The sequence below is a fragment of the Massilia sp. CF038 genome (assembly GCF_900129765.1).
Classification (GTDB): Bacteria; Pseudomonadota; Gammaproteobacteria; order Burkholderiales; family Burkholderiaceae_D; genus Telluria_A.
This window is the reverse complement of the sequence record NZ_FQWU01000001.1, coordinates 2,024,487-2,045,841: the sequence shown is the minus strand read 5'-3', so window position 1 is coordinate 2,045,841 and position 21,355 is coordinate 2,024,487. Positions and strand designations below refer to the sequence as shown.

At 62.4% G+C, this 21,355-nt stretch carries 20 protein-coding genes; 5 read left to right on the top strand and 15 right to left on the bottom strand.

The genetic code is table 11. The features are described 5' to 3' along the window. The first annotated feature begins 19 nt into the window (after window positions 1-19). On the top strand, window positions 20-544 hold the full coding sequence (locus tag BUC24_RS09345; protein WP_073214160.1) for a lipocalin family protein: 525 nt from the start codon (window positions 20-22) through the stop codon (window positions 542-544). Here the strand turns inward: BUC24_RS09345 and nadC are convergent. The 12 genes from nadC to queE all read right to left on the bottom strand — a co-directional run bounded on the left by nadC (window position 534) and on the right by queE (window position 11,664). Continuing rightward, window positions 534-1,400: a carboxylating nicotinate-nucleotide diphosphorylase gene (gene nadC / locus BUC24_RS09340; protein ID WP_073214157.1), complete on the bottom strand. Its 867-nt coding sequence runs from the start codon at window positions 1,398-1,400 to the stop codon at window positions 534-536. The genes BUC24_RS09345 and nadC overlap by 11 nt on opposite strands. Next, window positions 1,397-2,530 (bottom strand): quinolinate synthase NadA, encoded by a 1,134-nt coding sequence (gene nadA / locus BUC24_RS09335; RefSeq protein WP_073214154.1) that lies wholly within the window; start codon window positions 2,528-2,530, stop codon window positions 1,397-1,399. Before nadA ends, nadC begins: the two co-directional genes overlap by 4 nt. 39 nt (window positions 2,531-2,569) lie before the next feature. Next, on the bottom strand, window positions 2,570-4,168 hold the full coding sequence (locus BUC24_RS09330; protein WP_073214152.1) for an ABC-F family ATPase: 1,599 nt from the start codon (window positions 4,166-4,168) through the stop codon (window positions 2,570-2,572). A gap of 109 nt (window positions 4,169-4,277) precedes the next feature. Next, window positions 4,278-4,835: a hypothetical protein gene (locus BUC24_RS09325; RefSeq protein ID WP_143167441.1), complete on the bottom strand. Its 558-nt coding sequence runs from the start codon at window positions 4,833-4,835 to the stop codon at window positions 4,278-4,280. A 34-nt stretch (window positions 4,836-4,869) separates the two neighbouring features. Beyond that, the gene (locus BUC24_RS09320) at window positions 4,870-6,045 is read right to left on the bottom strand and encodes a DUF418 domain-containing protein (RefSeq protein WP_178372508.1); all 1,176 of its coding nucleotides are present in this window, start codon (window positions 6,043-6,045) and stop codon (window positions 4,870-4,872) included. Next, window positions 6,045-7,322 carry an NAD(P)/FAD-dependent oxidoreductase gene (locus BUC24_RS09315; RefSeq protein ID WP_073214146.1) on the bottom strand — a complete coding sequence of 426 codons (1,278 nt, stop codon included), beginning with the start codon at window positions 7,320-7,322 and terminating at the stop codon, window positions 6,045-6,047. The genes BUC24_RS09320 and BUC24_RS09315 overlap by 1 nt, the downstream gene beginning before the upstream one ends. Then, window positions 7,315-8,232: a muramoyltetrapeptide carboxypeptidase gene (gene ldcA, locus BUC24_RS09310; RefSeq protein WP_073214143.1), complete on the bottom strand. Its 918-nt coding sequence runs from the start codon at window positions 8,230-8,232 to the stop codon at window positions 7,315-7,317. Before ldcA ends, BUC24_RS09315 begins: the two co-directional genes overlap by 8 nt. After that, window positions 8,229-9,155, bottom strand: coding sequence for an alpha/beta fold hydrolase (locus BUC24_RS09305; RefSeq protein ID WP_073214140.1), 927 nt, complete (start codon window positions 9,153-9,155; stop codon window positions 8,229-8,231). Before BUC24_RS09305 ends, ldcA begins: the two co-directional genes overlap by 4 nt. A gap of 32 nt (window positions 9,156-9,187) precedes the next feature. Further along, entirely contained in the window at window positions 9,188-10,009 is an 822-nt protein-coding gene (locus tag BUC24_RS09300; RefSeq protein ID WP_307188461.1) for an esterase/lipase family protein, read from the bottom strand. 76 nt (window positions 10,010-10,085) lie between these two features. Then, window positions 10,086-10,583, bottom strand: a complete 498-nt coding sequence (gene tadA / locus BUC24_RS09295; RefSeq protein WP_073214138.1) for a tRNA adenosine(34) deaminase TadA — start codon at window positions 10,581-10,583, stop codon at window positions 10,086-10,088. After that, window positions 10,576-11,022, bottom strand: a complete 447-nt coding sequence (gene queD, locus BUC24_RS09290) for a 6-carboxytetrahydropterin synthase QueD (protein ID WP_073214134.1) — start codon at window positions 11,020-11,022, stop codon at window positions 10,576-10,578. The genes tadA and queD overlap by 8 nt, the downstream gene beginning before the upstream one ends. Before the next feature lie 6 nt (window positions 11,023-11,028). Then, the gene (queE, locus tag BUC24_RS09285; protein ID WP_073214131.1) at window positions 11,029-11,664 is read right to left on the bottom strand and encodes a 7-carboxy-7-deazaguanine synthase; all 636 of its coding nucleotides are present in this window, start codon (window positions 11,662-11,664) and stop codon (window positions 11,029-11,031) included. A gap of 193 nt (window positions 11,665-11,857) precedes the next feature. Between queE and BUC24_RS09280 the strand changes: the two genes are divergently transcribed. The 3 genes from BUC24_RS09280 (at window position 11,858) to BUC24_RS09270 (ending at window position 16,774) form a co-directional block, all read left to right on the top strand. After that, on the top strand, window positions 11,858-12,700 hold the full coding sequence (locus BUC24_RS09280) for a sensor histidine kinase (protein ID WP_073214128.1): 843 nt from the start codon (window positions 11,858-11,860) through the stop codon (window positions 12,698-12,700). Window positions 12,701-12,817: 117 nt separating this feature from the next. Then, window positions 12,818-13,810 carry a sensor domain-containing diguanylate cyclase gene (locus tag BUC24_RS09275; RefSeq protein ID WP_073214123.1) on the top strand — a complete coding sequence of 331 codons (993 nt, stop codon included), beginning with the start codon at window positions 12,818-12,820 and terminating at the stop codon, window positions 13,808-13,810. A 135-nt stretch (window positions 13,811-13,945) separates the two neighbouring features. Then, window positions 13,946-16,774 (top strand): M16 family metallopeptidase, encoded by a 2,829-nt coding sequence (locus BUC24_RS09270; RefSeq protein WP_229448116.1) that lies wholly within the window; start codon window positions 13,946-13,948, stop codon window positions 16,772-16,774. 48 nt (window positions 16,775-16,822) lie between these two features. On the opposite strand, the gene BUC24_RS09265 is transcribed toward BUC24_RS09270, so the two are convergent. After that, the gene (locus tag BUC24_RS09265; RefSeq protein ID WP_073214118.1) at window positions 16,823-18,013 is read right to left on the bottom strand and encodes a YsnF/AvaK domain-containing protein; all 1,191 of its coding nucleotides are present in this window, start codon (window positions 18,011-18,013) and stop codon (window positions 16,823-16,825) included. Further along, a complete protein-coding gene (locus BUC24_RS09260) occupies window positions 17,985-18,449 on the bottom strand; it encodes a YsnF/AvaK domain-containing protein (protein WP_073214115.1) in 465 nt (154 codons plus the stop codon). The genes BUC24_RS09265 and BUC24_RS09260 overlap by 29 nt, the downstream gene beginning before the upstream one ends. A 99-nt stretch (window positions 18,450-18,548) precedes the next feature. On the opposite strand from BUC24_RS09260, the gene BUC24_RS09255 reads away from it, so the two are divergent. Then, complete coding sequence (locus tag BUC24_RS09255) at window positions 18,549-20,330, top strand: PHA/PHB synthase family protein (protein WP_083598795.1); 1,782 nt, start codon at window positions 18,549-18,551, stop codon at window positions 20,328-20,330. Here the strand turns inward: BUC24_RS09255 and BUC24_RS09250 are convergent. Continuing rightward, window positions 20,312-21,283 (bottom strand): helix-turn-helix transcriptional regulator, encoded by a 972-nt coding sequence (locus BUC24_RS09250; protein ID WP_073214111.1) that lies wholly within the window; start codon window positions 21,281-21,283, stop codon window positions 20,312-20,314. The genes BUC24_RS09255 and BUC24_RS09250 overlap by 19 nt on opposite strands. Window positions 21,284-21,355: the final 72 nt, after the last annotated feature.

Here is a 21,355-nt window from a genome sequence, read left to right as displayed (position 1 = left end):
GCCAATCAGAGGATATGCGATGAACAAACTATGGATCATGGCAGCCCTGCTGCTGGCCGGCTGCGTCGGCAAACCGCCCCAGATCGAGCCCGTCACCAACTTCAAGAGCGACAAATATCTGGGCAAATGGTACGAGATTGCCCGTCTCGACCATTCCTTCGAGCGCGGCTTGAACCAGGTCACGGCCGAATACAGCAAGCGCGATGATGGCGGCCTGAAGGTGCTCAATCGCGGCTACAACAAGGAAAAATCAGAGTGGAAAGAGGCGGAAGGAAAGGCCTACTTTGTCGAGCAGCCTGATACCGCCTATCTGAAGGTGTCGTTCTTCGGCCCGTTCTATGGTTCCTACATCGTCTTCGATCTGGACCAGGAAAACTACAGCTACTCCATGATCAGCGGACCAAACAAGTCGTATCTGTGGCTGCTCTCGCGCACGCCCACCATGGATGAGACAACAAAAAAGCGCCTGGTCGACAAAGCCCAGGCGCTTGGATTTGATACTGCAAAGCTGATCTACGTCGATCAGCAGAGCGTCAATCGATAATACGCAGCGAATAGTCGGTGGCCTTGACGTCTTTGGTCAGGCTGCCGATGGAAATCCGGTCGACCCCTGTTTCGGCAATCGCCCGCACACTGTCCATGTTGACCCCGCCCGATGCTTCCAGCAAGGCCCGTCCGGCGTTCAGCGCCACGGCCTCGCGCATCGCATCGAGTTCAAAGTTATCGAGCAAGACCGAGGTAGCGCCTGCCTCAAGCGCCTCGGCAAGCTGCGACAGATGTTCCACCTCGATCTGGATCGACACGCCGGTATTCAGATCTTGCGCTGCCTTGAGTGCCTTGGCCACGCCGCCCGCGGCGGCAATGTGGTTTTCCTTGATCAGGATCCCGTCGAACAGGGCCATGCGCTGATTCTGCCCGCCGCCCACGCGCACCGCGTATTTTTGCGCCTGGCGCAGGCCCGGCACGGTTTTACGGGTATCCAGAATGGCTGCCTTGGTGCCGGCAATCAGCTCGACATACTTGCGCGTATAAGTGGCCACACCCGACATCAGCTGCAAAAAATTGAGCGCGCTGCGTTCGGCCGTGAGCAAGCTGCGCGGAGGCGCCTCAATTGTGCACACCACGCTGCCGGCATTCATCATGTCGCCTTCGCCGTACTGCCAGTCGATTTCAATGGACGGGTCAAGCGCCAGCATCACGCCTTCGAACCAGGGTGCGCCGCACAGCACCGCGTCTTCGCGCACGATCACGCGGGCACGTACGCGCACCCCGTCAGGCACCAGCTGGGCCGTCAGGTCGCCCGTGCCCACGTCTTCCAGCAGCGCGGCCAGCAGGTTCGATTCGAATGCCGACTGCAGCGCATCGTCCTGGCGGTCAAAGGGGTTACGCAAATTACTCATGCAGGGCCGACTCCCGAAAACAGTTGTGCTTCTTTGGACAGGTCGCCGCTGGGCAGCGCCTTGGCTTTTTTTGCGGCCGCAAAATCGAGCATGCGGTCAATTGCCCGCACCGCCTGTTTGCCGATCTCGGGATCAACCTGAATTTCGTTGTGGCCGTGTTCCAGCACATCGGCCAGATTCTGCAGGCCGTTCATGGCCATCCATGGGCAATGCGCGCAGCTCTTGCAGGTAGCGCTGTTGCCAGCCGTCGGCGCTTCGATAAATTGCTTGCCCGGCGCTGCCGCGCGCATCTTGTGCAAGATGCCGTTGTCGGTCGCGACGATGAAGGTGGTCGCATCCATGGTCTGGGCCGCGTTGATCAGCTGGGTGGTCGAGCCCACCACATCGGCCAGCGCCACCACGCCGGCGGGCGACTCGGGATGCACCAGCACTTTGGCATGCGGATGCTCTGCCTTGAGCAGATCAAGTTCGATGCCCTTGAATTCATCGTGCACCAGGCAGGAACCCTGCCACAGCAGCATGTCGGCGCCGGTCTTCTTCTGGATGTAGGAACCCAGGTGACGGTCAGGCGCCCACAGGATCTTTTTGCCCTGCGCGTGCAGGTGGGCCACGATATCGAGTCCGATCGACGAGGTCACCATCCAGTCGGCGCGCGCCTTCACGGCGGCGCTGGTGTTGGCATACACGACCACGGTGCGGTCTGGATGGGCGTCGCAGAAGGCGGCAAATTCGTCGGCCGGGCAACCCAGGTCAAGCGAACAGGTGGCGTCCAGGTCCGGCATCAGGATGCGTTTTTCCGGGCTGAGAATCTTGGCTGTCTCGCCCATGAAGCGCACCCCTGCCACCACCAGGGTCTTGGCCGGATGGTCGCGCCCGAAGCGCGCCATTTCCAGCGAATCGGAGACGCAGCCGCCGGTTTCCTCGGCCAGGTCCTGCAATTCGCCGTCCACATAGTAGTGGGCCACCAGCACCGCTTCGCGCTCTTTCAGCAAGCGCTTGATGCGCGCCTTCAGGGCGACTTTTTCTTCGGCCGACGGAGCGGCCGGCGTCCGTGCCCAGGCCTGGGCGGTGCAACTGGCACCGGCCACAGGATGGTCGTATTCGACGGTTTTAATTGCGATCGTGTTCATGTCGTTACTATCTCACAAGCCAATTAATCGTGCAGGAACTCAGTCGATGCCCTGGCTGGTCAGGTAGTCTTCGTAATTGCCGCGGAAGTCGACGATTTCGTCTTCCTTGATTTCGAGGATGCGGTTGGCCAGCGACGAGACGAATTCGCGGTCGTGCGAGACGAAGATCAGGGTGCCGGTGTATTTTTCCAGCGCGATGTTGAGCGACTCGATCGATTCCATGTCCATGTGGTTGGTTGGTTCATCGAGCAGCATGACGTTGTGCCGGCCCAGCATCAGCTTACCGTACATCATGCGGCCTTTTTCACCACCGGACAGCACGCGCACCGATTTCTTGACGTCGTCGCCGCCAAACAGCAGACGGCCCAGGATCGAACGCACGGCCTGGTCGTCGTCGCCTTCCTTGGTCCACTGGCCGATCCAGTCGGTCAGCACGGCGTCGGTGGCAAAGTCCTCGGTCGGATCCTGCGGCATGTAGCCGACGTTGGCGTTTTCGGCCCACTTGACGCGGCCGGTGTCGGCTTGCAGGCCGGTCAGCTCGGCGCCGATGCAGCGCAGCAGCGTGGTCTTACCGGCGCCGTTGGCGCCAATGATGGCAATGCGCTCACCCGCTTCGACCATGATGCTGAAATTCTTGAACAGCTGACGGTCGTATTTTTTCGAGATGCCTTCCACCTCCACCGCCAGGCGGTGCAGCTTTTTCTCGGCTTCGAAGCGCACGAAGGGATAGGCGCGCGACGATGGTTTGATGTCGTCAACCTTGATCTTTTCGATCTGCTTGGCGCGCGACGTGGCCTGGCGGGCCTTGGACTTGTTGGCCGCGAAACGGCGCACGAAGTCCTGCAGCTCGGCGACCTTTTCCTTGGCCTTGGCGTTGTTGGCCAGCTGCTGGTTACGCGCCTGGGTCGAGGCGAACATGTACTCGTCGTAGTTACCCGGGTAGATCTTCAGGGTGCCATAGTCCATGTCGGCCACGTGGGTGCACACCTGGTTGAGGAAGTGGCGATCGTGGGAAATGATGACCATGGTGGAATTGCGCTCATTAAGCACATCTTCCAGCCAGCGAATCGTGTTGATATCCAGGTTGTTGGTTGGTTCGTCAAGCAGCAGGATGTCCGGGTTCGAGAACAAGGCCTGCGCCAGCAGCACGCGCAGCTTCCAGCCTGGCGCCACGGCGCTCATCGGGCCCTGGTGCTGGTCAATCGATACGCCCGCGCCCAGCAGCAGTTCGCCGGCGCGCGCTTCAGCCGAATAGCCGTCGTACTCGGCCACTTTGCTTTCCAGTTCGGCCGCGTGCATATAGTCGTCGTCGGTCGCTTCCGGGTTGGCGTAGATGGCATCGCGCTGGGTAATCGCGTTCCACAGTTCGGTGTGACCCATCATGACCACGTCGAGCACGCGCATCTCTTCAAATGCGAACTGGTCCTGGCGCAATTTACCCAGGCGCTCGTTCGGGTCGAGCATGACGTTGCCGGCCGACGGCTCCAGGTCGCCGCCCAGAATCTTCATGAAGGTCGACTTGCCGCAACCGTTGGCGCCGATCAGGCCATAGCGGTTGCCATCGCCGAATTTGACGGAAATGTTTTCAAACAGCGGCTTGGCGCCGAATTGCATGGTGATATTAGCAGTGGAGAGCACGGGTAAAGCCTTTGCGAGCGGTGATTTGATTAACCGGGCATTTTACCATTGCACGGCTGCGGACGGGGCCCGCCAGCAGCAAAACCCCTGTCAAAAGTTGCGCTTTATGCTACTTCAAGCTGGTGGTCTGGTTCACGCGCATCACAAACGCCGAGGGCGCTGGCTGGCCTTTGTACAGGGCAGGTGAAAACTTGGTTGCAAGCAATGCCAAGCTGTAGCGCGCAGCCAGCACTTTTTCGTAGTCGCTCAAGCCCTGCTTGCCGTCGGCACTGGCGTCCATGGTTTCAACCTGACTGACGGCGCCCGTCTCGGCAACCCGCACGACCAGGAAAATGCGGTCGTCACGCGTTACCGACTCTGTCCCCATCGGAAAATCATAGGTGTTGAGCTTGCTCAGAAAGCCGCGGATGTGTGGCAGCGGAAATGGTGGCGTCACCTCCGGATCGTCCATCTCGGTAAAGGCGCGCCAGGCGCTACGGTCAGCACTGGCCAGGCCATCCCAACTCTTGTCGATGTTCACCGGAATGCCCAGCGTGACGCGCCCACGCGGCAAAATACTGCCGACCAGGGGCTCGCCGATCGCCACCGAATATGGGTCGGCGGCAAAGGTGGAGGCCGACACGGCAAGCAACAAGACGGGGAACAACAGGCGGCAAAAACGGGGCATGTGGGCGCTTTCAAAGGAGTTGAACAATTGGCAATTATACCCGCGGCTTGCCATCTGTATAACGGCGCCACCAGGTCTCCATTGGCCCCTGCGGGTGATGCGCCATCCACCAGTGCGAGAACAGCGTCTGGGCGGCCATGATGGCAAACGCCAGCAGCATCAAATGCAGCGCGCCCAGCGTCTTGCCCAGACCAAGCGCGAAGCCTTGCAGCGTCAACATGGCGATGAGCGACTGCATCAGGTAATTGGTCAGCGCCATGCGACCGACCGGGACCAGCCAGGCCGCTAGCGTGCGACGCGCCAGCATGAATGCAGCCAGGTAGCCGCCGCCCAGCAAGGGGCCGGCAAGCTCTTGCACCAGCGGCCCCAGCGCCGTGAGCGGCAGCGCAGCAAACGGCTGCATGGCCGCGCTGACCGCCGCCGCGCCGGCCCACAGGTTGAGCGGCAAGCCAACGACCAGCGCCAGAATGGCCAGTGTGCGCCAGAAACGGCGCATCCGCTGCGGGCGCGTCAGGCAGCCCATGCGCGCTGCGATCACGCCCAGCATGAACAGCAAGGCGATGCGCGGCCAGATGATCCAGCCGGCAGCCAGGTTGGTCGCATAGTCCGACAGGCGTTCGCGCGCAATGGCCAGCCAGCCGCCCTGGGTATAGACAGCATGGATGCGCTGCGTCTCGTACGCCATGCTGATGGCGTCGTCCAGTGAAGGGGCCGGCGTGGCCACGACCGCCACTGCGTACACGATCAGGATGGCGCCATTGAGCGCCACCAGCAGCCACAGGGTGCGCCACAGTGAGGCCAGGCGCACGCCGGCAAACTGCACCAGCCAGAACCCGAGCAGCGCATACGTGGTAAGGATATCGCCGAACCAGAAGAAGGCGCCGTGCACCACGCCGCATGCCAGCAGCCAGCGCACGCGCCGCAGGTATTTCGCGCGGATGGCGTCCAGCGCCGGCCCGGGCGCACGCCGGCGCCCGGTCTGCAGCACAAACCCGGCACCAAACAGGAACGAGAAAATCGGGTAAAACTTCTGCTCGGCGAAGGCAGTCACAAAAAACAGCACCGCCTGATCCGCCAGCGGCATGGCGCCGGCAAGGTCGGTATAGCGCTGCAGCGCATAGCCATGCACGAAGCCCCAGATATTGACGAGCAGGATGCCAAACACGGCGCAGCCGCGGGCAGCATCGATCCTGGCCGAACGCGCCGCCACTATTGCCGCATCCAGTCGCGCATTTCGTAGTACCAGTAGGCCAGCTGGGCGGCCAGCAAACCGGCCGGGCCGCCCGTCGACGGCAAACCCCATGGACGAAAACGGGACAGGCCATCGCCCTCGCCCAGGATGGCCGCCGCCAGCACATCACCGGCCAGGGTGGTCGGCGCCACACCATGGCCGCCAAAGCCCATGCCATACCAGATACCTTCTGGCAGGCGGCCCAGCTGCGGCATTTTGTGGCGGCCATAACTCATCATGCCGCTCCAGGCATAGTCAACGCCGGTGCCGGCCAGCTGCGGGTAGACCTTGAGCATGTCCTGGTACAGCAGGCGCGCCACATCGGCACCGCTGCGGGCGCGGATCGAAATGCGCCCGCCCCACAGCAGGCGGCTGTCGGCCAGCGGCCGGTAGTAGTCAAAGGCGAAACGGGTGTCATACACTGCCGCGCGCGTGCGCATGGCGTCGCCCAGACGCTCGTGCAGCGCTTCGGTCACCATCACGTAAGTGGCGATCGGCAGCACAGCCCCGCCCAGGCGCGGATACAGCTTTTCGATGTAGCCGCCGCAGCACACCACGAGCTGGCGCGCACGCACGCTGCCGCCCGGCGTGTGCACCAGCCACTGGGCGCCTGCCGCCTCGATCCGGGTGACGCGGCTGTCTTCGTACACGTGCGCACCGCGTTCGCTGATGGCGCGCGCCAAGCCCTGCGCGTACTTCAATGGGTGAAAATGAAAAGCGCCCGGCTCGAACAAGGCGCCGAAATAGCGCTCGGAGCGGATTTTTTCAGCCAGTTGCGCCCTGCTGACGCGCTCCCATTCCACCCCCAGCTGCTCTGCCATGAAGCGCTGCTGCTGGTCCAGAATGCGCGCATCGTCAAACCAGTTGGCCAGATACACGCCCTCTTCCTGCAAGTCGCAATCGATGGCATAGGCTTTGATGCGGCGCCGGATCTGCTCCACCGCGTCGAGCGTCATGTGATACAGCTTGCGGCCGTCTTCGGCACCGGCCGCGGCCAGAACGGCGCGCTCGCCCAGCGAGTAACCGCCGAACACAAAGCCGCCATTGCGTCCGGATGCACCAAAGCCGACCTGCTCGGCTTCGAGCAGCACGATGTCCTTGTGACCGCGCTCGCTCAGCGCCACGGCGGTGGACAAGCCGGCAAAGCCGCCACCGATGATGCAGACGTCGCACTCGCGCACTTCATTCAGGCGCGCGTAGCGCTGGCCCGGACTGGTGGCGCGGTAGTAGTCGCCCTGCCCCGCAGCGCTAAGCATTCGGCAAGGCAGGATAGCCGCTTAGATCGATGGTGAAGTGGCTCGCATCGCTGCGCAGCTGCGCCTTGGCGCCGAAGGGAATCGTGACCAGCTTGCGGCAATGGCCATATTGCAGTCCCGTGAGGACGGGAATGGGCAGCGTCGAGCGCAGGTAGGCCAGCATGGCGTCGAAATCGTAACCATTGTCGTTGGGCGCCAGCTTGTAGGCGGAAAAATCGCCCAGAATCAGCGCCTTCTGCCTTGCGAGCACGCCGGCCTGCAGCAATTGCAGCAGCATGCGCTCGACCCGGTAAGGGTGCTCATTGACGTCTTCGACAAATAAAATACCGTCGTCGATGCGCGGGAAATAAGGCGTGCCAAGGAGCGACATGATCATTGCCAGGTTACCGCCCCAGATGGTGCCGTCCACGGCCACGGCCGGGTTGCCCACGGCGGGCTGCGTGATCCGGCGGGTGGCACTGGTCAGGCAGTCGAAAAAACCGTCGATGGTAAACGGCTCCGGCTCGGGCGCCGCAAAGTCCGACAGTAGCATCGGACCGGCGTAGCTGACGGCACCGGTGGCCGCATGCAGCGCCATGTTAAAGGCGGTGAAGTCGCTGTAGCCCACGAAGATTTTCCCACTTGCGGCCAGGCGCGCAAAATCGATCCGCGGCAGCAGGCGCGTCAAGCCGTACGAGCCACGCAAGGCCATGACCACTTGCACCTGCGGGTTGGCGGCAGCCGCGTCAAGCTGCGCCAGACGACCTTCGTCGGTGCCGCCAAAGCGCTGGAATACCTGGGCAGGGTCAAAGTAATTGTGGACCGTGTGGCCCAGCGCTTCAAGGCGCTGCACCCCGCGCGCCAGCTGCGCCGCATCGCGCGTATTGCCGCTCGGCGCGACAATGGCGATGCCAATGGAATGGGTTTTCACTGTTTTTCGAAGAGCCGCACTGTGGAGTCGGGGCTCATCTTACCGTGTGCGTGCGCGTCGATCAAGGCAAGCAGGCGTTCGATCAGTTGCCCGGGCAGGTCGTGCCCCATGCCCTCGATGCAGACCAGGCGTGCGCCCGGGATCTGGCGCGCCGTGTCTTCGCCGCAGGCTGCTGGAATCAAGGGGTCGGCCGCGCCATGGATCACCAGGGTCGGTGCCTGGATCGTGCGCACCTGGGCACTGCGGTCGCCCGCCGCGGCAATGGCCACCATCTGACGCGCCACCCCGGCCGGGCAGACGTTGCGGCGCAGTGCGCGCGCCACGCGCGCGCGCAGTTGTGGTTCCGGAGTCGGGTAAGCTGGGCTACCGATGGCCTGGAACGTGAGCACGGCGCTATCGATCACACTTTCAAGATTGGCCGGATCGGCCGGCCGGCGCAGCAGCGCCGCGCGGGCAGCCGGCGTCGGGCCCGGCAAACCGCGCCTGCCCGTGCTGGACATGATGGAAGTCAGGGACAGTACCCGATCAGGGTACAGTGCGGCCATTTGCTGGGCGATCATTCCGCCCATCGACACGCCCACCACATGCGCACGCGCCACGCCCAGAGCAGACAGAACGCCCAGCGCATCGCGCGCCATATCGTCGAGCGTGTAGGCGCTTTTCAGGGGCCAGCGCAGTTTGGTCTTGAGGAAGGCGAGCAGCAGATTGGGCTTGCCCGCATGGTCGAATTTCTCCGACAGGCCGCTGTCGCGGTTATCGAAACGGATCACGTAAAAGCCCTGCTCCACCAGTCCCTCAACCAGGTCGTCGGGCCAGGCAATGAGCTGCATACCCAGCCCCATGATCAGCAGCAGCGGTATCGCCTTGGGGTCGCCCGCGCATTCGCAGGCGATCTTGATGCCGTTGACTTTCAGAATGGGCATGGTGGGCGTGACTCGGTCAGGAAACCCTGCGCCTAATACAGGCCGAAGAAGGGATTCGGCCATGACGAGCGGGCCGGGTCGAGAAACAGCAGCTTCTTGATGCCGGTATGCGCCTTGTGGTCAAAGCGTTTCCAGTCCCCTTCGGGCTGCGCCAGCCGGTCGGCAATTGCGTACAGCGCGGTCGGGTTCAGCCCCATGCCCACGTGGCTGGCGTGGACTTCGATGTTTTCGGAGGTGGCCGTTTCCTGCTCCACGCTGCATTGCCAGGCAACCACGCCATCGGTGCGGCTGAAAATGGAGGTGGTTGGCACGCCTGGCGTTTGCTTGAGGGCCGCAAAACGCGCTTCATCAATCTCTTTTTCGCCCGACACCAGCTGATACACGCGCCAGGCATTGGTGGCTTTGGGGCTGCCGGTAAACGGCGAGCCCAGCGAAATAACGAGTCTCACGTCGTCGGGCATCATCTTGGCCAGCTCGCGCGCATACACGCCGCCCAGACTCCAGCCCACCAGGCTGACCGTACGGCCATGCTGCTGACGCAGCTGGCGGATTTTTTCGACACAGGCTTCCAGCACGCCGGGCCGGGGACCGAAATTGAGGCCCTGCTCCCATGCGTGGGCGTCGTAGCCCAGGTCGCGCAAAAAACGCCGGATCACGACCGTGGTGACGTCGCCTGCGGCCAGGCCGGGAAACACCAGCACCGGATGACCATCGCCACGCGGCGCACTCTTGACGAATGGATAAGCTGCCAGGGCAATGCCCAACTCCCAGGGCGCGCGCATTTCCAGCGCCAGCCGGACCAGACCGGGCGCCGTGTCGGCTTTGTCCTGTCTTGATATTGTGTTACGTGACAATCTGTTCTCCTGTTGCCATGCCAGCGCATGGCCTGTTCGCATGGCATGAGGATACCATTTTTGGCGCTGCCAACCCTCAGCCGGACGTGCCCGGGGTCGGGCCGCCGACCACGCCCGCGCGCGCGGCAAGGCGCCGCTCGGCAAAGAAGCCCTTGAGCATGGCGCCTGCTTCGTCCGCCAGGATGCCGCCGAGAAGTGCGGTATGGTGATTCAGTTGTTGTTGGTCGAACAGATTGAGCACACTGCCGCATGCGCCCGTCTTGGGGTCGCTGGCACCATACACCACGCGCGCCAGGCGCGCATGCAGCATGGCGCCGGCGCACATGGCGCAGGGCTCGAGCGTCACGTACAGTTCGCAACCTGGCAAGCGGTAGTTGCCCAGCACTTCGCAAGCCGCGCGCAAAGCGACAATTTCGGCGTGGGCCGTCACGTCGTGACGTCCGATCGGGCCGTTGCGGCCGGTGGCAATGACCACGCCATCCTTGACTACCACCGCGCCCACCGGCACCTCGCCCTGCTGCCATGCCTGCTGGGCCTGTTCAAGCGCCAGGCGCATGAAATCCTGCTCAGGCATCGGTGATCTCGGCCCAGCAGTTCGGGGTTTCATGCAAGACCAGCTTATGCAGATGCAAGCCGGTACCAAAACGGTCGGTGTAGGCCGCTTTCAGGATGTCAAAGGCAACGCGCGCCAGGTTTTCCACGGTCGGGATGCGGTCAATCACCACCGTCTTATGTCCAGGCAAGGTGGCCAGGAAATCACGCACCTTGTCGTCTTTTTCGTACACGATAAAAGCATGGTCCCAGATGTCGACCAGATGTTCCTTGGCCAGCGCCTTGATGTCGGAAAAATCCATGATCATGCCATTGTCGGAATTGCCTTCCGATTCGATCACGGCACCGACCAGCGTGATTTCCAGCGTATAGCGGTGCCCGTGCAGATTGCGGCACTGGCTTTTGTGGTCGGGAATGCGGTGGCCTGCATCGAATTCGAGCTTGCGGGTAATCGTCAACATGTGCGGTCAGGGTATCTGTAAAAGTTTATGGGTTTGCAAGCTCAGGTGCCACTTTGGATTGCGTTTGCAGGTCTCGATGGCGAGACGGGTATTGAAGTCGGCCAGCGGGCCGTCCATGGCCTGGACAAAAAAATGATCGAACGCCAGGCCTTCGTACGCGCCAAGGTCTTGATTGGTTTGCGGAATGACCACTTTGATTTCGTTGCCGCCCTTGACCACCAGATTGGCGCCCATTTTGGGGCTCACGCAAACCCAGTCCACCCCTGCCGGCACCGGCAAGGTGCCATTGGTTTCGATCGCAATGGTGAACCCGGCTGCGTGCATGGCGTCAATCAGGGCGCTGTCGAGCTGCAGGAGTGGCTCGCCGCCGGTAAACACCACGTATTTTCCAGCCGGGTGGCTCGCTGGCCACAAGCTGTTGATGCGCTCGGCCAGGGCGGCTGGCGCGGCAAACTTGCCGCCGCCGTCGCCATCGGTGCCGACGAAATCGGTGTCGCAGAACTGGCAGACGGCGCTGGCGCGGTCGGCTTCGCGCCCGCTCCACAGGTTGCAGCCCGAAAAACGGCAAAATACCGCAGGCCGGCCCGCATGCGCGCCCTCGCCCTGCAAGGTATAAAACATCTCTTTAATACTGTAAGCCACGCATGCACCTCTGAACGTCAACCCTCCATTATAGCAAGTGCCGCGGCCAGGCCGGAAAAAGCCGCCGCCGCGCGACTTGCGTTAGCTTAATGCCCCGCCGCAAGTAAGTTGATCTTCAACAAGTACAGGCTTTTCCTCCCATGTAACTTTATCAGAGTCGGCTTCGCCACCTCGGACAAATCGGAAGGATGTCATGCTCACCATGCCTGTCATGATCATTGCATTTCTGTGGATGTTGTTGCTGGGATGGGGATTTCACGCCCTGCTGCAGCGCCATTTGCGGCTCGACGAGACGCTCAGCGAGCGCGACGGCGAACTCCAGGCAGAGCGGCAGGCGCGCAGCAGTGCCGAGCGGGCCCTGGCCAGTACCCACGTCACCTTGTGCAAGCTGGCGCGGCAGCAAGAATCGGTGCGCGAAGCGGAGCGCCAGCGCATCGGACGCGATATCCACGACGATCTTGGCCAACATCTGCTGGCCCTCAAAATCGACCTGTCGCTGCTGCAAGTGAGCACCACTGGCGCCCATCCCCAGGTGGCCCAAAAAGTGGGCACCATGATTGGCCATCTGGACCGCACCATCGCCTCGCTGCGCAGCGTGATCAACGATTTGCGTCCGCTTGCGCTGGCAGCCGGCCTGCCGGCGGCGATTGAATGGCAATTGGCTGAACTGAGCCGCCTGCATGGGATTGCCCACGAGCTCAAGATCGAGCCGCACTGCCTTGATGGCGGTCCCGATGCGGCGCGCGACGGCGCCGTATTTCGGATCCTGCAAGAGTCGCTCTCCAATGTGGTGCGGCACGCCCACGCAAGCGAAGTGGCGGTCACTTTGTCGCGCTCGGGCACCGTGTTGACCATGACCGTGCGCGACAACGGCATCGGCATGCCCCTGTGCCGCGCTGCCGGCGGCAACGGTCTGGCAGGGATCGGCGAGCGCGCTGCCGCCATCGGTGGCTGCGTTGCCATCGACAGCCAGCCTGGCAGTGGTACTTTACTGACACTGTCCTTCCCGCTCATTCCGACCTGCATCGCGCACTAGCGGCATTCTCCATCTGTTTGTGATAAATCAAAGGGATGCGCGGGGCCGAGCTGCAAAATCAAGTCTTGCAAGCAATCAACAATTGCCATCCGGATACTCCACCCACAGGGACGGACCATGAACAGCCTCCTCACCCACCCATGCCGTCGTTCGCAGGCGGCCGAACAGCCCGCCGTGTTTGCCAGCAAGATGGTGGACATGCTGGCCGTGCCTACCTTCGTGCTCGACACCAATTGCCGGGTGATGGTCTGGAACCGGGCCTGCGAGCGCCTCACTGGCGTCGGGGCAGACGAGGTGCTGGGCACGCGCGACCACTGGCGCAGCTTCTACGCTGCCGCGCGCCCCACCCTGGCCGACCTGGTGATCCAGCATCGCACCGATGAACTGGACAAACTCTATTTGCGCGCCACGGGGCAGCCCGATGCCGACGCGCCCTTGTGTGTGGAAAGCTGGTGCGACATGCCCTACACCGGCAAGCGGCGCTACCTGGCGGCCGATGCCAGCCCCATTTACGCCGATGACGGGACCTTGTGCGCCGTGGTGCAAACCTTGCGTGACATGACCGAAGAAAAAGCGGCCCAGATCGCGCTGGAGCAACTGGCCACGCGCGACGGCCTGACTGGTCTTGCCAACCGGCGCTGCTTTGACGACACCTTGCGCGCCGAGTGGTCGCGCGCGCTGCGCCAGCGCCAGCCTTTGTCGCTGCTGATGGTCGACGTGGACAACTTCAAGGCCTATAACGATGCCAACGGGCATCTGGGCGGCGATGAATGCCTGAAACGGATTGCCCTTGCCGTGGCCAACGAGATGCGCGCCAACGATCTGGTGGCGCGTTATGGCGGCGAAGAGTTTGCCGTGATTTTGCCCAATCAGTCACTCAAGGGGGCCGCCATCGTGGCCGAACGAATCCGCTGCCGTGTCGAGCGCCTGCGCGTGCCGCATGGTGCCGGCATCGAACGCCACGTCACGGTCAGTATTGGTGCAGCCACCGCCCTGAGCGCCGCCGACAGCGAGCCTTGCCAGCTGGTGGCCATTGCCGACGCGGCCCTGTACCGCGCCAAACACATGGGCCGCAACCGGATCAGCCTGCCATTGACCGAAGCCCTGTAAAGCCGCCTCGTATTGACGCGACGCCCCCTGGTTTCACCGCCACTCCCAAAGTGCGTGTATGCATAAAATATCGCTGTCTTTTATACAGCGAATATTTTATGCTGCCCGATGCTGTTTTTTTCACTAGGAGACAACGTGTCGAAACTAATTCCGATTTCCCTGCTCGCGGTCCCGGTCCTGGCCATGAGCGCCACAGCCCCCGCCCCCAAGGCAGATTTGCTGCCCTTTAACGCCACTGAAAAAACGTTGCCAAACGGCTTGAAGATCATCGTGGTACCCACCGGTTTCCCGAACCTGGTGTCGGTCCAGATTCCGGTGCAGACGGGCTCACGCAACGAGATCGAGCCGGGCAAATCGGGCTTCGCCCACTTCTTCGAACACATGATGTTCCGCGGTACCAAGGCCTACCCGCCCGCCAAGTACAAGGACGTGATCACCAAATCCGGCGCGCGCCAGAATGCCTATACCAGCGACGACCTGACCAATTACCACACCACCTTTGCCAAGCAGGACCTGGAAACCATCCTCAAGGTTGAGGCCGACCGCTTCCAGAACCTCGACTACAGTGAAGACGACTTCAAGACCGAGTCGCGCGCGGTGCTGGGCGAATACAACAAGAACAGTGCGAACCCGGTGTCCAAGCTGCTCGAAGTGCAGCGTGACGCCGCCTATACCACCCATACCTACAAGCACACCACGATGGGCTTCATCAAGGACATCGAGGACATGCCGAACCAGTATGCCTACTCGAAGGTCTTCTTCGACCGCTGGTACCGTCCCGAACGCACCACCATCATCATTGCCGGCGACGTGGAGCCGAAAAACGCGATTGCCCTGGTTGAAAAATACTGGAGCAGCTGGAAAAAAGGCAGTTACAAGAGCGTGGTGCCGGCAGAGCCTGCCCCCACCGCCGCCATCTACAAGCACGTGCCATGGCCAAGCCCGACCCTGCCGTATGTGACCGTCGCCTTCCGCGCGCCGGCATTCTCGGTCAAGGACAAGGACCAGCTGGCCTTGCAGATGCTCATTTCCCTGTCCTTCGGCCGCACCTCGCCCCTGTACAAGCGCCTGGTGCAGGATGAACAGAAGGTCGACCAGCTGTTCGACTTCACGCCAGGCCGGGTCGACCCGACCCTGGCCACGATTGGCGCGCGCGTCAAGAAGCCGGAAGACGCACTGTACGTGCGCGACCAGATTCTGCGCACGGTCGCGCAGATGCGTTCGGTCCCGGTCAGTGAACAAGCGTTGGCCGATGCCAAGGGCAACACCAAGTATTCGCTGATCCGCACGCTCGACAACACCGAACAGATCGCCGGCACGCTGGCTTCGTTCGTGCATTACAACCGTTCCTACGGCACCCTGAACCAGTACGCGCGCCTGATGGACACGCTGACACCGGCCGATCTGCTGGCCGCCGGCCGCAAGTATCTGAACGATGAAGGCATGATCGTCACCACCTTGTCGAATCAGGCCTTGCCGGAGGCAATTGCCACGTTGCCCAAGCTGGCCAGCTTCGACGCGGTCGCCGGCGACACCAAATTTGACGTCCTGGTGCAAAAATCGGCCTTGCCGCAAATTCGCTTCAAGCTGCTGTTCAATGCCGGTTCGGCCCACGATCCTGCTGGCAAGGAAGGCTTGGCGGCCCTCACCGCCATGATGGTGGCGTCGGCTGGTTCGAGCGAACGCAAGATCGATGAAGTGACCAAGGCCCTGTTCCCGATGGCAGGCTCGTTCAGCGAGCAAATTGACAAGGAAATGACCACCTTCACCGGTTCGGTGCACAAGGATAACTGGGACCGCTATCTGGAAGTGGCGCTGCCGCTGCTGAACGCGCCAGGCTTCCGTGACGAAGACTTCCGCCGCCTGAAAGACACGCTGAAAAATGCGCTGGTGGTGGACCTGAAGGACAACAACGAGGAAGAATTTGGCAAGGAACGCCTGCAAACCAATGTGTTTGCAGGTACGCCTTACGGCCACCCTGTGCTGGGCACGGCAAAAGGCATTGACGCCATCACGCTGGATGATGTGAAAGCGTTCTACCAGCAGGCCTACACCCAGGGCGCGGTCAAGGTCGGCATTTCCGGTGACGTCAACGACAAGATGGTCGCCTCGCTGAAAACCGCACTGGCGCGCCTGCCAGCTGGCGCCGGTCTGCCTGCTCTGGCCGCCCCGGCAGGCAAGCAAGTCAGTGGTCTGAACATCGAGATCATCGAAAAGAACACCCGCGCCACCGCCATCTCGTTTGGCTTGCCGATTGCCGTCAACCGCGCCCATGCGGACTTCCCTGCCCTGTGGCTGGCCAAGACCTTCCTGGGTGAACACCGCGCCTCGAATGCGCACCTGTATCAGCGCATCCGTGAACTGCGCGGCATGAACTACGGCGACTACGCTTATATCGAAGCTTTCCCTCGCGGCATGTTCCAGTTCTTCCCGAGCCCGAACCTGGGCCGCAAGTCGCAGCTGTTTGAAGTGTGGATCCGTCCGGTGGCACCGGAAAACGCCCACATGGCCTTGCGCATCGCCCTGCGCGAACTGGACAAGACGATCCAGGAAGGCTTGAGCAAGGAAGACTTCGAAATCACGCGCGACTACCTGATGAAGAACGTGTTTGTGATGACGGCAACGCAAGACCAGTACCTTGGCTATGCGCTCGATTCGCAGTGGTATGGCACGCCCGAGTTCACCAAGATGATGCGCGACGGCCTGTCCAAGCTCACGCTGGACGACTTGAATGCAGCCATGAAGCGCCACCTGTCGGCCAAGAACCTGTCGGTCGTCATGATCACCAAGGATGCCGCCGGCTTGAAAAACACCCTGGTCAGCGACGCCTATTCGCCCATCAAGTACGATGGCAACAAGCCGCAGTCGCTGCTCGATGAAGACAAGGTTATTGGCAACATGAAGCTCAACATCAAGCCTGAGGCCGTTACCATCACCCCGGCCAGCAAGGCATTTGCCGAGTAAGCCACCCGGGCGCCGGCTGTTTGGCCGGCGCCTGTCCCACAGGCCGCATCAGGATGTCATGCGGTCCCAGCCATGCCGCACGGCCGCCTTGATTTTCTCCCAGGCCGATTGCGGATAGCGCTGTTCCCAATCGCTGCGCAAATTGCTTTCTACATCGTTCCACTGCCGGCCACCATACGCGGTGCTGCGCGCCATGGAGCTGCCATAGCTGTAGGCGGGCGCGTAATCTTCGTAGCTGCCCCCTTCGTTGGCAAAGTTGCTGGTCCAGTGGCCGCGGAAATAGGCGTCGTCCGTCGGCGATAGCTGTTCGATTTCCACCTCGGTGCGGCGCACGGTGTCACTGATCTGTTCGCTGCGTTCGGAGACCTCTTTGCCGACCACCACTTCCTCGACCACGCGCGCCGTTTTTTCAACCACGGCTTCTTCGGCGGATTCACGCAGCTCGATCGTGGTTTCCTGGAAGGCATTCAAGTCCGCCGGACTGGCAGGCCGGTCAACCGCATGCCGCTCGACATTGACATGCTCTTCGCGCAGGCCAATGGTTTCGTTGACCGGTGTTTCCACCACGCGCTGCACAATGCGCACGCCTCCGCGCTGGACAGCGCGCTTGCCGACCTTGAGTTCTTCTTGAATGACGGGAATTGCGGTGGCATCGTCGGCACGCTGTTGCGAAGCACTGGCCGTTCCCCCTTGCAGGCTGCCCTGATTGGCCACGGACAGGTCGTCCATTTGCCCACCCTGGACGTTGCCGGCCCCGGCGCCAACGCTGCCAGCCGACTGCTGTGACATGGACGCGCTTTGCTGCATGCCGCTGGCGCCCATGCGCGCGGCATCTTGCCCCGCCCATTGGCGCGCATGCTCGTCGATGTCGACTGGGCCGAAACGCTCGACGATGTCGGCCGCGCGTTCAACTTCCGGCTCGGAGTCGGCATCGAGCGTGAGTACATAGTGGCCGCGGCTGACAGCTTCAGAATACATGCTGGCGTGCTCGCTGCGCTCGGTGCCGAAGATGTCACTGAAAAAATGGCGCAGGCTGCCTGCAATGGAACTGCCAGCGTCAGCATCGGCACCTGCGTCTGCGCCGATACCAGTGCTGCTGCCGGTCAGATCGGACTGCCCGCTGGTGTCGCCCTCGGACAGGTGCGCGTCCTGGCGCGAAAAGCCGCTGGCCACAAGTTCGTCGAGCGCGCGCTGGGCGTCGCCACGGTTGTCAAATACGGCGATCAGTGTGTGTTGCATGATGCGTACCTCCGTTCATGGATGTTGCTTCGGTCGGGGAACCAGGCGCGATCGGCTCGACGCTGACCTGCTCGCTGCGCAGGGTCACCGTGTCGCGGAACGGCTCTTCGCGCGCGGTCCGGATGATGTGAATCTCTTCTTTGATGCGCACACGCTTTTCCAGTACCAGCACTTCTTCGAGCACCGGCACGATCAGGGTATCGCCCTCCTGGCGCGCAGAGGGTGCCTCGGCCGGCGCTACAATGCGCTCGACCGGCACGCGCCGCACTTCGACTGTGTGCCGGACCAGCGTGGCTTCGACCGGCTGCTCCTGCACGCTGACGGTTTTGCGGATGCGCTTGCCGCCACGGTCAACCTTGCGAATGCCAATGGCGACCTGCTCGCGCAGTACCGGAATAACCAGCGCCTCCTGCCCTGACTTCCCTTCTTCGACCATGCTCGCTCCTTGTTGACCGATGCGCACCATTGAGGCTCATCAAGTGCAGATTTGACGCCGATACGATGCTGGAGTTCCACCGATCGCCGGAGAAAGCCCATGCCAGCTGCTGTCACGCCCGAGCGCCGCCACAATCTGCAGAAGCGGCACGACCCCGCCGTGCTGCGGCCAGCGCCTGCCGACGCGCCCGACAATGTCGACCGCAGGCTGCACGCCATCATCGGTAAATTCACCCAGGGCATTGCCCCCACCAGCCTGGCGCTGGCCTGGCTCGACTGGGCCATGCATCTGGCGCTCTCGCCCGGCAAGTGGCAGCAATTACTGGAAAAGGCCTGCACCAAAGATCTTCGCTGGCTCGACTACGCCATGCGCAGCACGCTCGGCTTGCGCGCCACCCCCTGCGTCACGCCGCTCCCGCAAGACCGGCGCTGGCACAGTCCCGGCTGGCAAACCTGGCCCTACAATCTGTATCAGCAAGCTTTTCTGCTCAATCAGCAGTGGTGGCACAAGGCCACCACCGGCATTGACGGCGTCACCCGTCACCATGAAGACGTGCTGGCATTTGCCGCGCGCCAGTTGCTGGACATGGCCTCGCCCATCAACTTTGTTGCCACCAATCCGGATGTCACGGCTGCGGCCGTGCGCGAGGCCGGTGCCAATTTTGTGCGCGGTGCACTGAATCTGCTGGAAGATGTACGGCGCAGGGCCAGCGCGGAGGCGGCGCCCGGCAGCGAACGCTACCGTCCCGGCATCGAGGTGGCGGCAACGCCCGGGCGGGTGGTGTACCGCAACCACCTGATTGAACTGCTCCAGTACGCGTCTGTCACCCCCAGCGTGCATGCCGAGCCCATCCTGATCGTGCCGGCCTGGATCATGAAGTACTACATCCTCGACCTGTCGCCGCACAACTCACTGGTACGCTATCTGGTGGCACAGGGCCACACGGTGTTCATCATTTCCTGGCACAACCCCGACCAGAACGACCGCGATCTCGGCATGCACGACTATCTGACTGACGGCGTTCTGGCCGCCATCGACCAGGTGCGCACGGTCGTGCCGGACCAGCCCATGCATGCAGTTGGCTATTGCCTGGGCGGCACTCTGCTCACCATCGCCGCTGCGGCCATGGGCTGCACGTCCAGTGGCCCGCTCGAATCGCTGACCCTGCTGGCTGCCCAGACCGATTTCAGCGAGGCTGGCGAACTGACCTTGTTCATCGATGAAAGCCAGGTCGCCTGGCTGGAAGACTTGATGTGGCAGCAGGGCTTTCTCGACAATGGCCAGATGGCCGGCGCCTTCCGCCTGCTGCGCAGCCACGACCTGATCTGGTCACTGGCGGTCAACCAGTACCTGCTGGGAGAGCGGGCGCCCATGACCGACCTCATGGCCTGGAATGCCGATGCCACCCGCATGCCTTATCGCATGCACAGCGAATATCTGCGCGAACTGTTCCTTGACAATGCCCTGTTCTGCGGCCGCTACCGGGTTGATGGCAAACCGATCGCCCTGTCCGACATCCGATTACCGATTTTTGCCGTAGCCACCATGACCGATCATGTTTCGCCCTGGCGCTCGGTGCACCGGATCCACCTGATGTCGCGCTGCGACGTGCAGTTCATCCTCACCAGCGGCGGTCACAACGCCGGCATCGTCAGCGAACCGGGGCACCGCGGGCGCCACTACTACAGCAGTTTGCACCGCGCCGGGGATTGCTACACCGATCCCGAGCGCTGGCTCGCGCAAGCCGACCAGCACGAAGGCTCATGGTGGGAAGCCTGGCTGGCCTGGCTGGCGGACAAGGCCAGCAGCACGCAGGTGCCAGCAAGGGCGGTGGCACCGGGCCTGGGGCCGGCACCAGGCAACTATGTGCTCGAACGCTGAACGGGGGCCATGCCCGCGCGCAACAGGCGCTGACCCAGCCGCTGTACGCTGTCCCTCAGGCTGGGCGGGTGCAAGACCTCGAACTCGCACCCCATGCCAGCCAGCAGCCCGGCAAACCAGTCAATGTGGTCGGTGCTGGTGCGCAGCAGCACGCCCCCTGCCGTTTGTTCGAACAAGGCGCTCACGTCGAAAAAGCAGCGGCTTGCCGCTTCCAGATCGGTATGCAGCAACACTTCAATCCTGTGTGCGCGCGGCATGCTTTTGAACGAACGGCGCAGGTAGTCCAGCGCATCAAATCCCGGCGGGCGCGTGAACTGCACGGCGCGCGGCTCGGTGCGCACAATGCGGTCCAGCCGGAACGAGCGCATCTCGCCGCGCAAGTGGCACATGCCCAGGGCATACCAGCAGCGTTCCCACAGCACCAGACCATAAGGATCAAATTCGCGCTCCGACGCGCGCCCATCGAGCGCGCGATACTCCAGGTAAATGCGCTGCTGTGCCACCGCTGCCGAACTGAGCATCACCAGCGCTTCGCGGTCGGCGCCACTGGCCGGGCGCAGCAAATCGAGGCGCACGGTCTGGTCCACCGCCCGGACCCGCTGCTTGAGCCGGTCGGGCATGATGCGTTCGAGCTTGGCGCGTGCGCTTTCCACCGCAGGCGCGGCGGCGGAAAAGCCCAGGCTTTGCGCAGCCAGCAAGCCAACCGACAGGGCCAGGGCTTCCTCGTCGGAAAACATCATGGGTGGCAGCTTAAAGCCCGGCATCAAGGCATAACCGCCATGCCGGCCGCGCTCGCTGACGATGGGAATGCCAATGTCTTCGAGCGTGACGATATAGCGGCGCAAGGTGCGCGCGTCAACGGCCAAGCGAGCGGACATCTCGGCGCCGCTCAGGCGGCCATGGGTTTGCAGCAGTTCCAGCACGGCCAGAACACGGGTAGTTGGATGGTACATTGATCAACAATAGCAGAGAATCAGGGCGGAATCTGCCCTATTTGGGCATTACCATGGACGTATTCGTTCTTT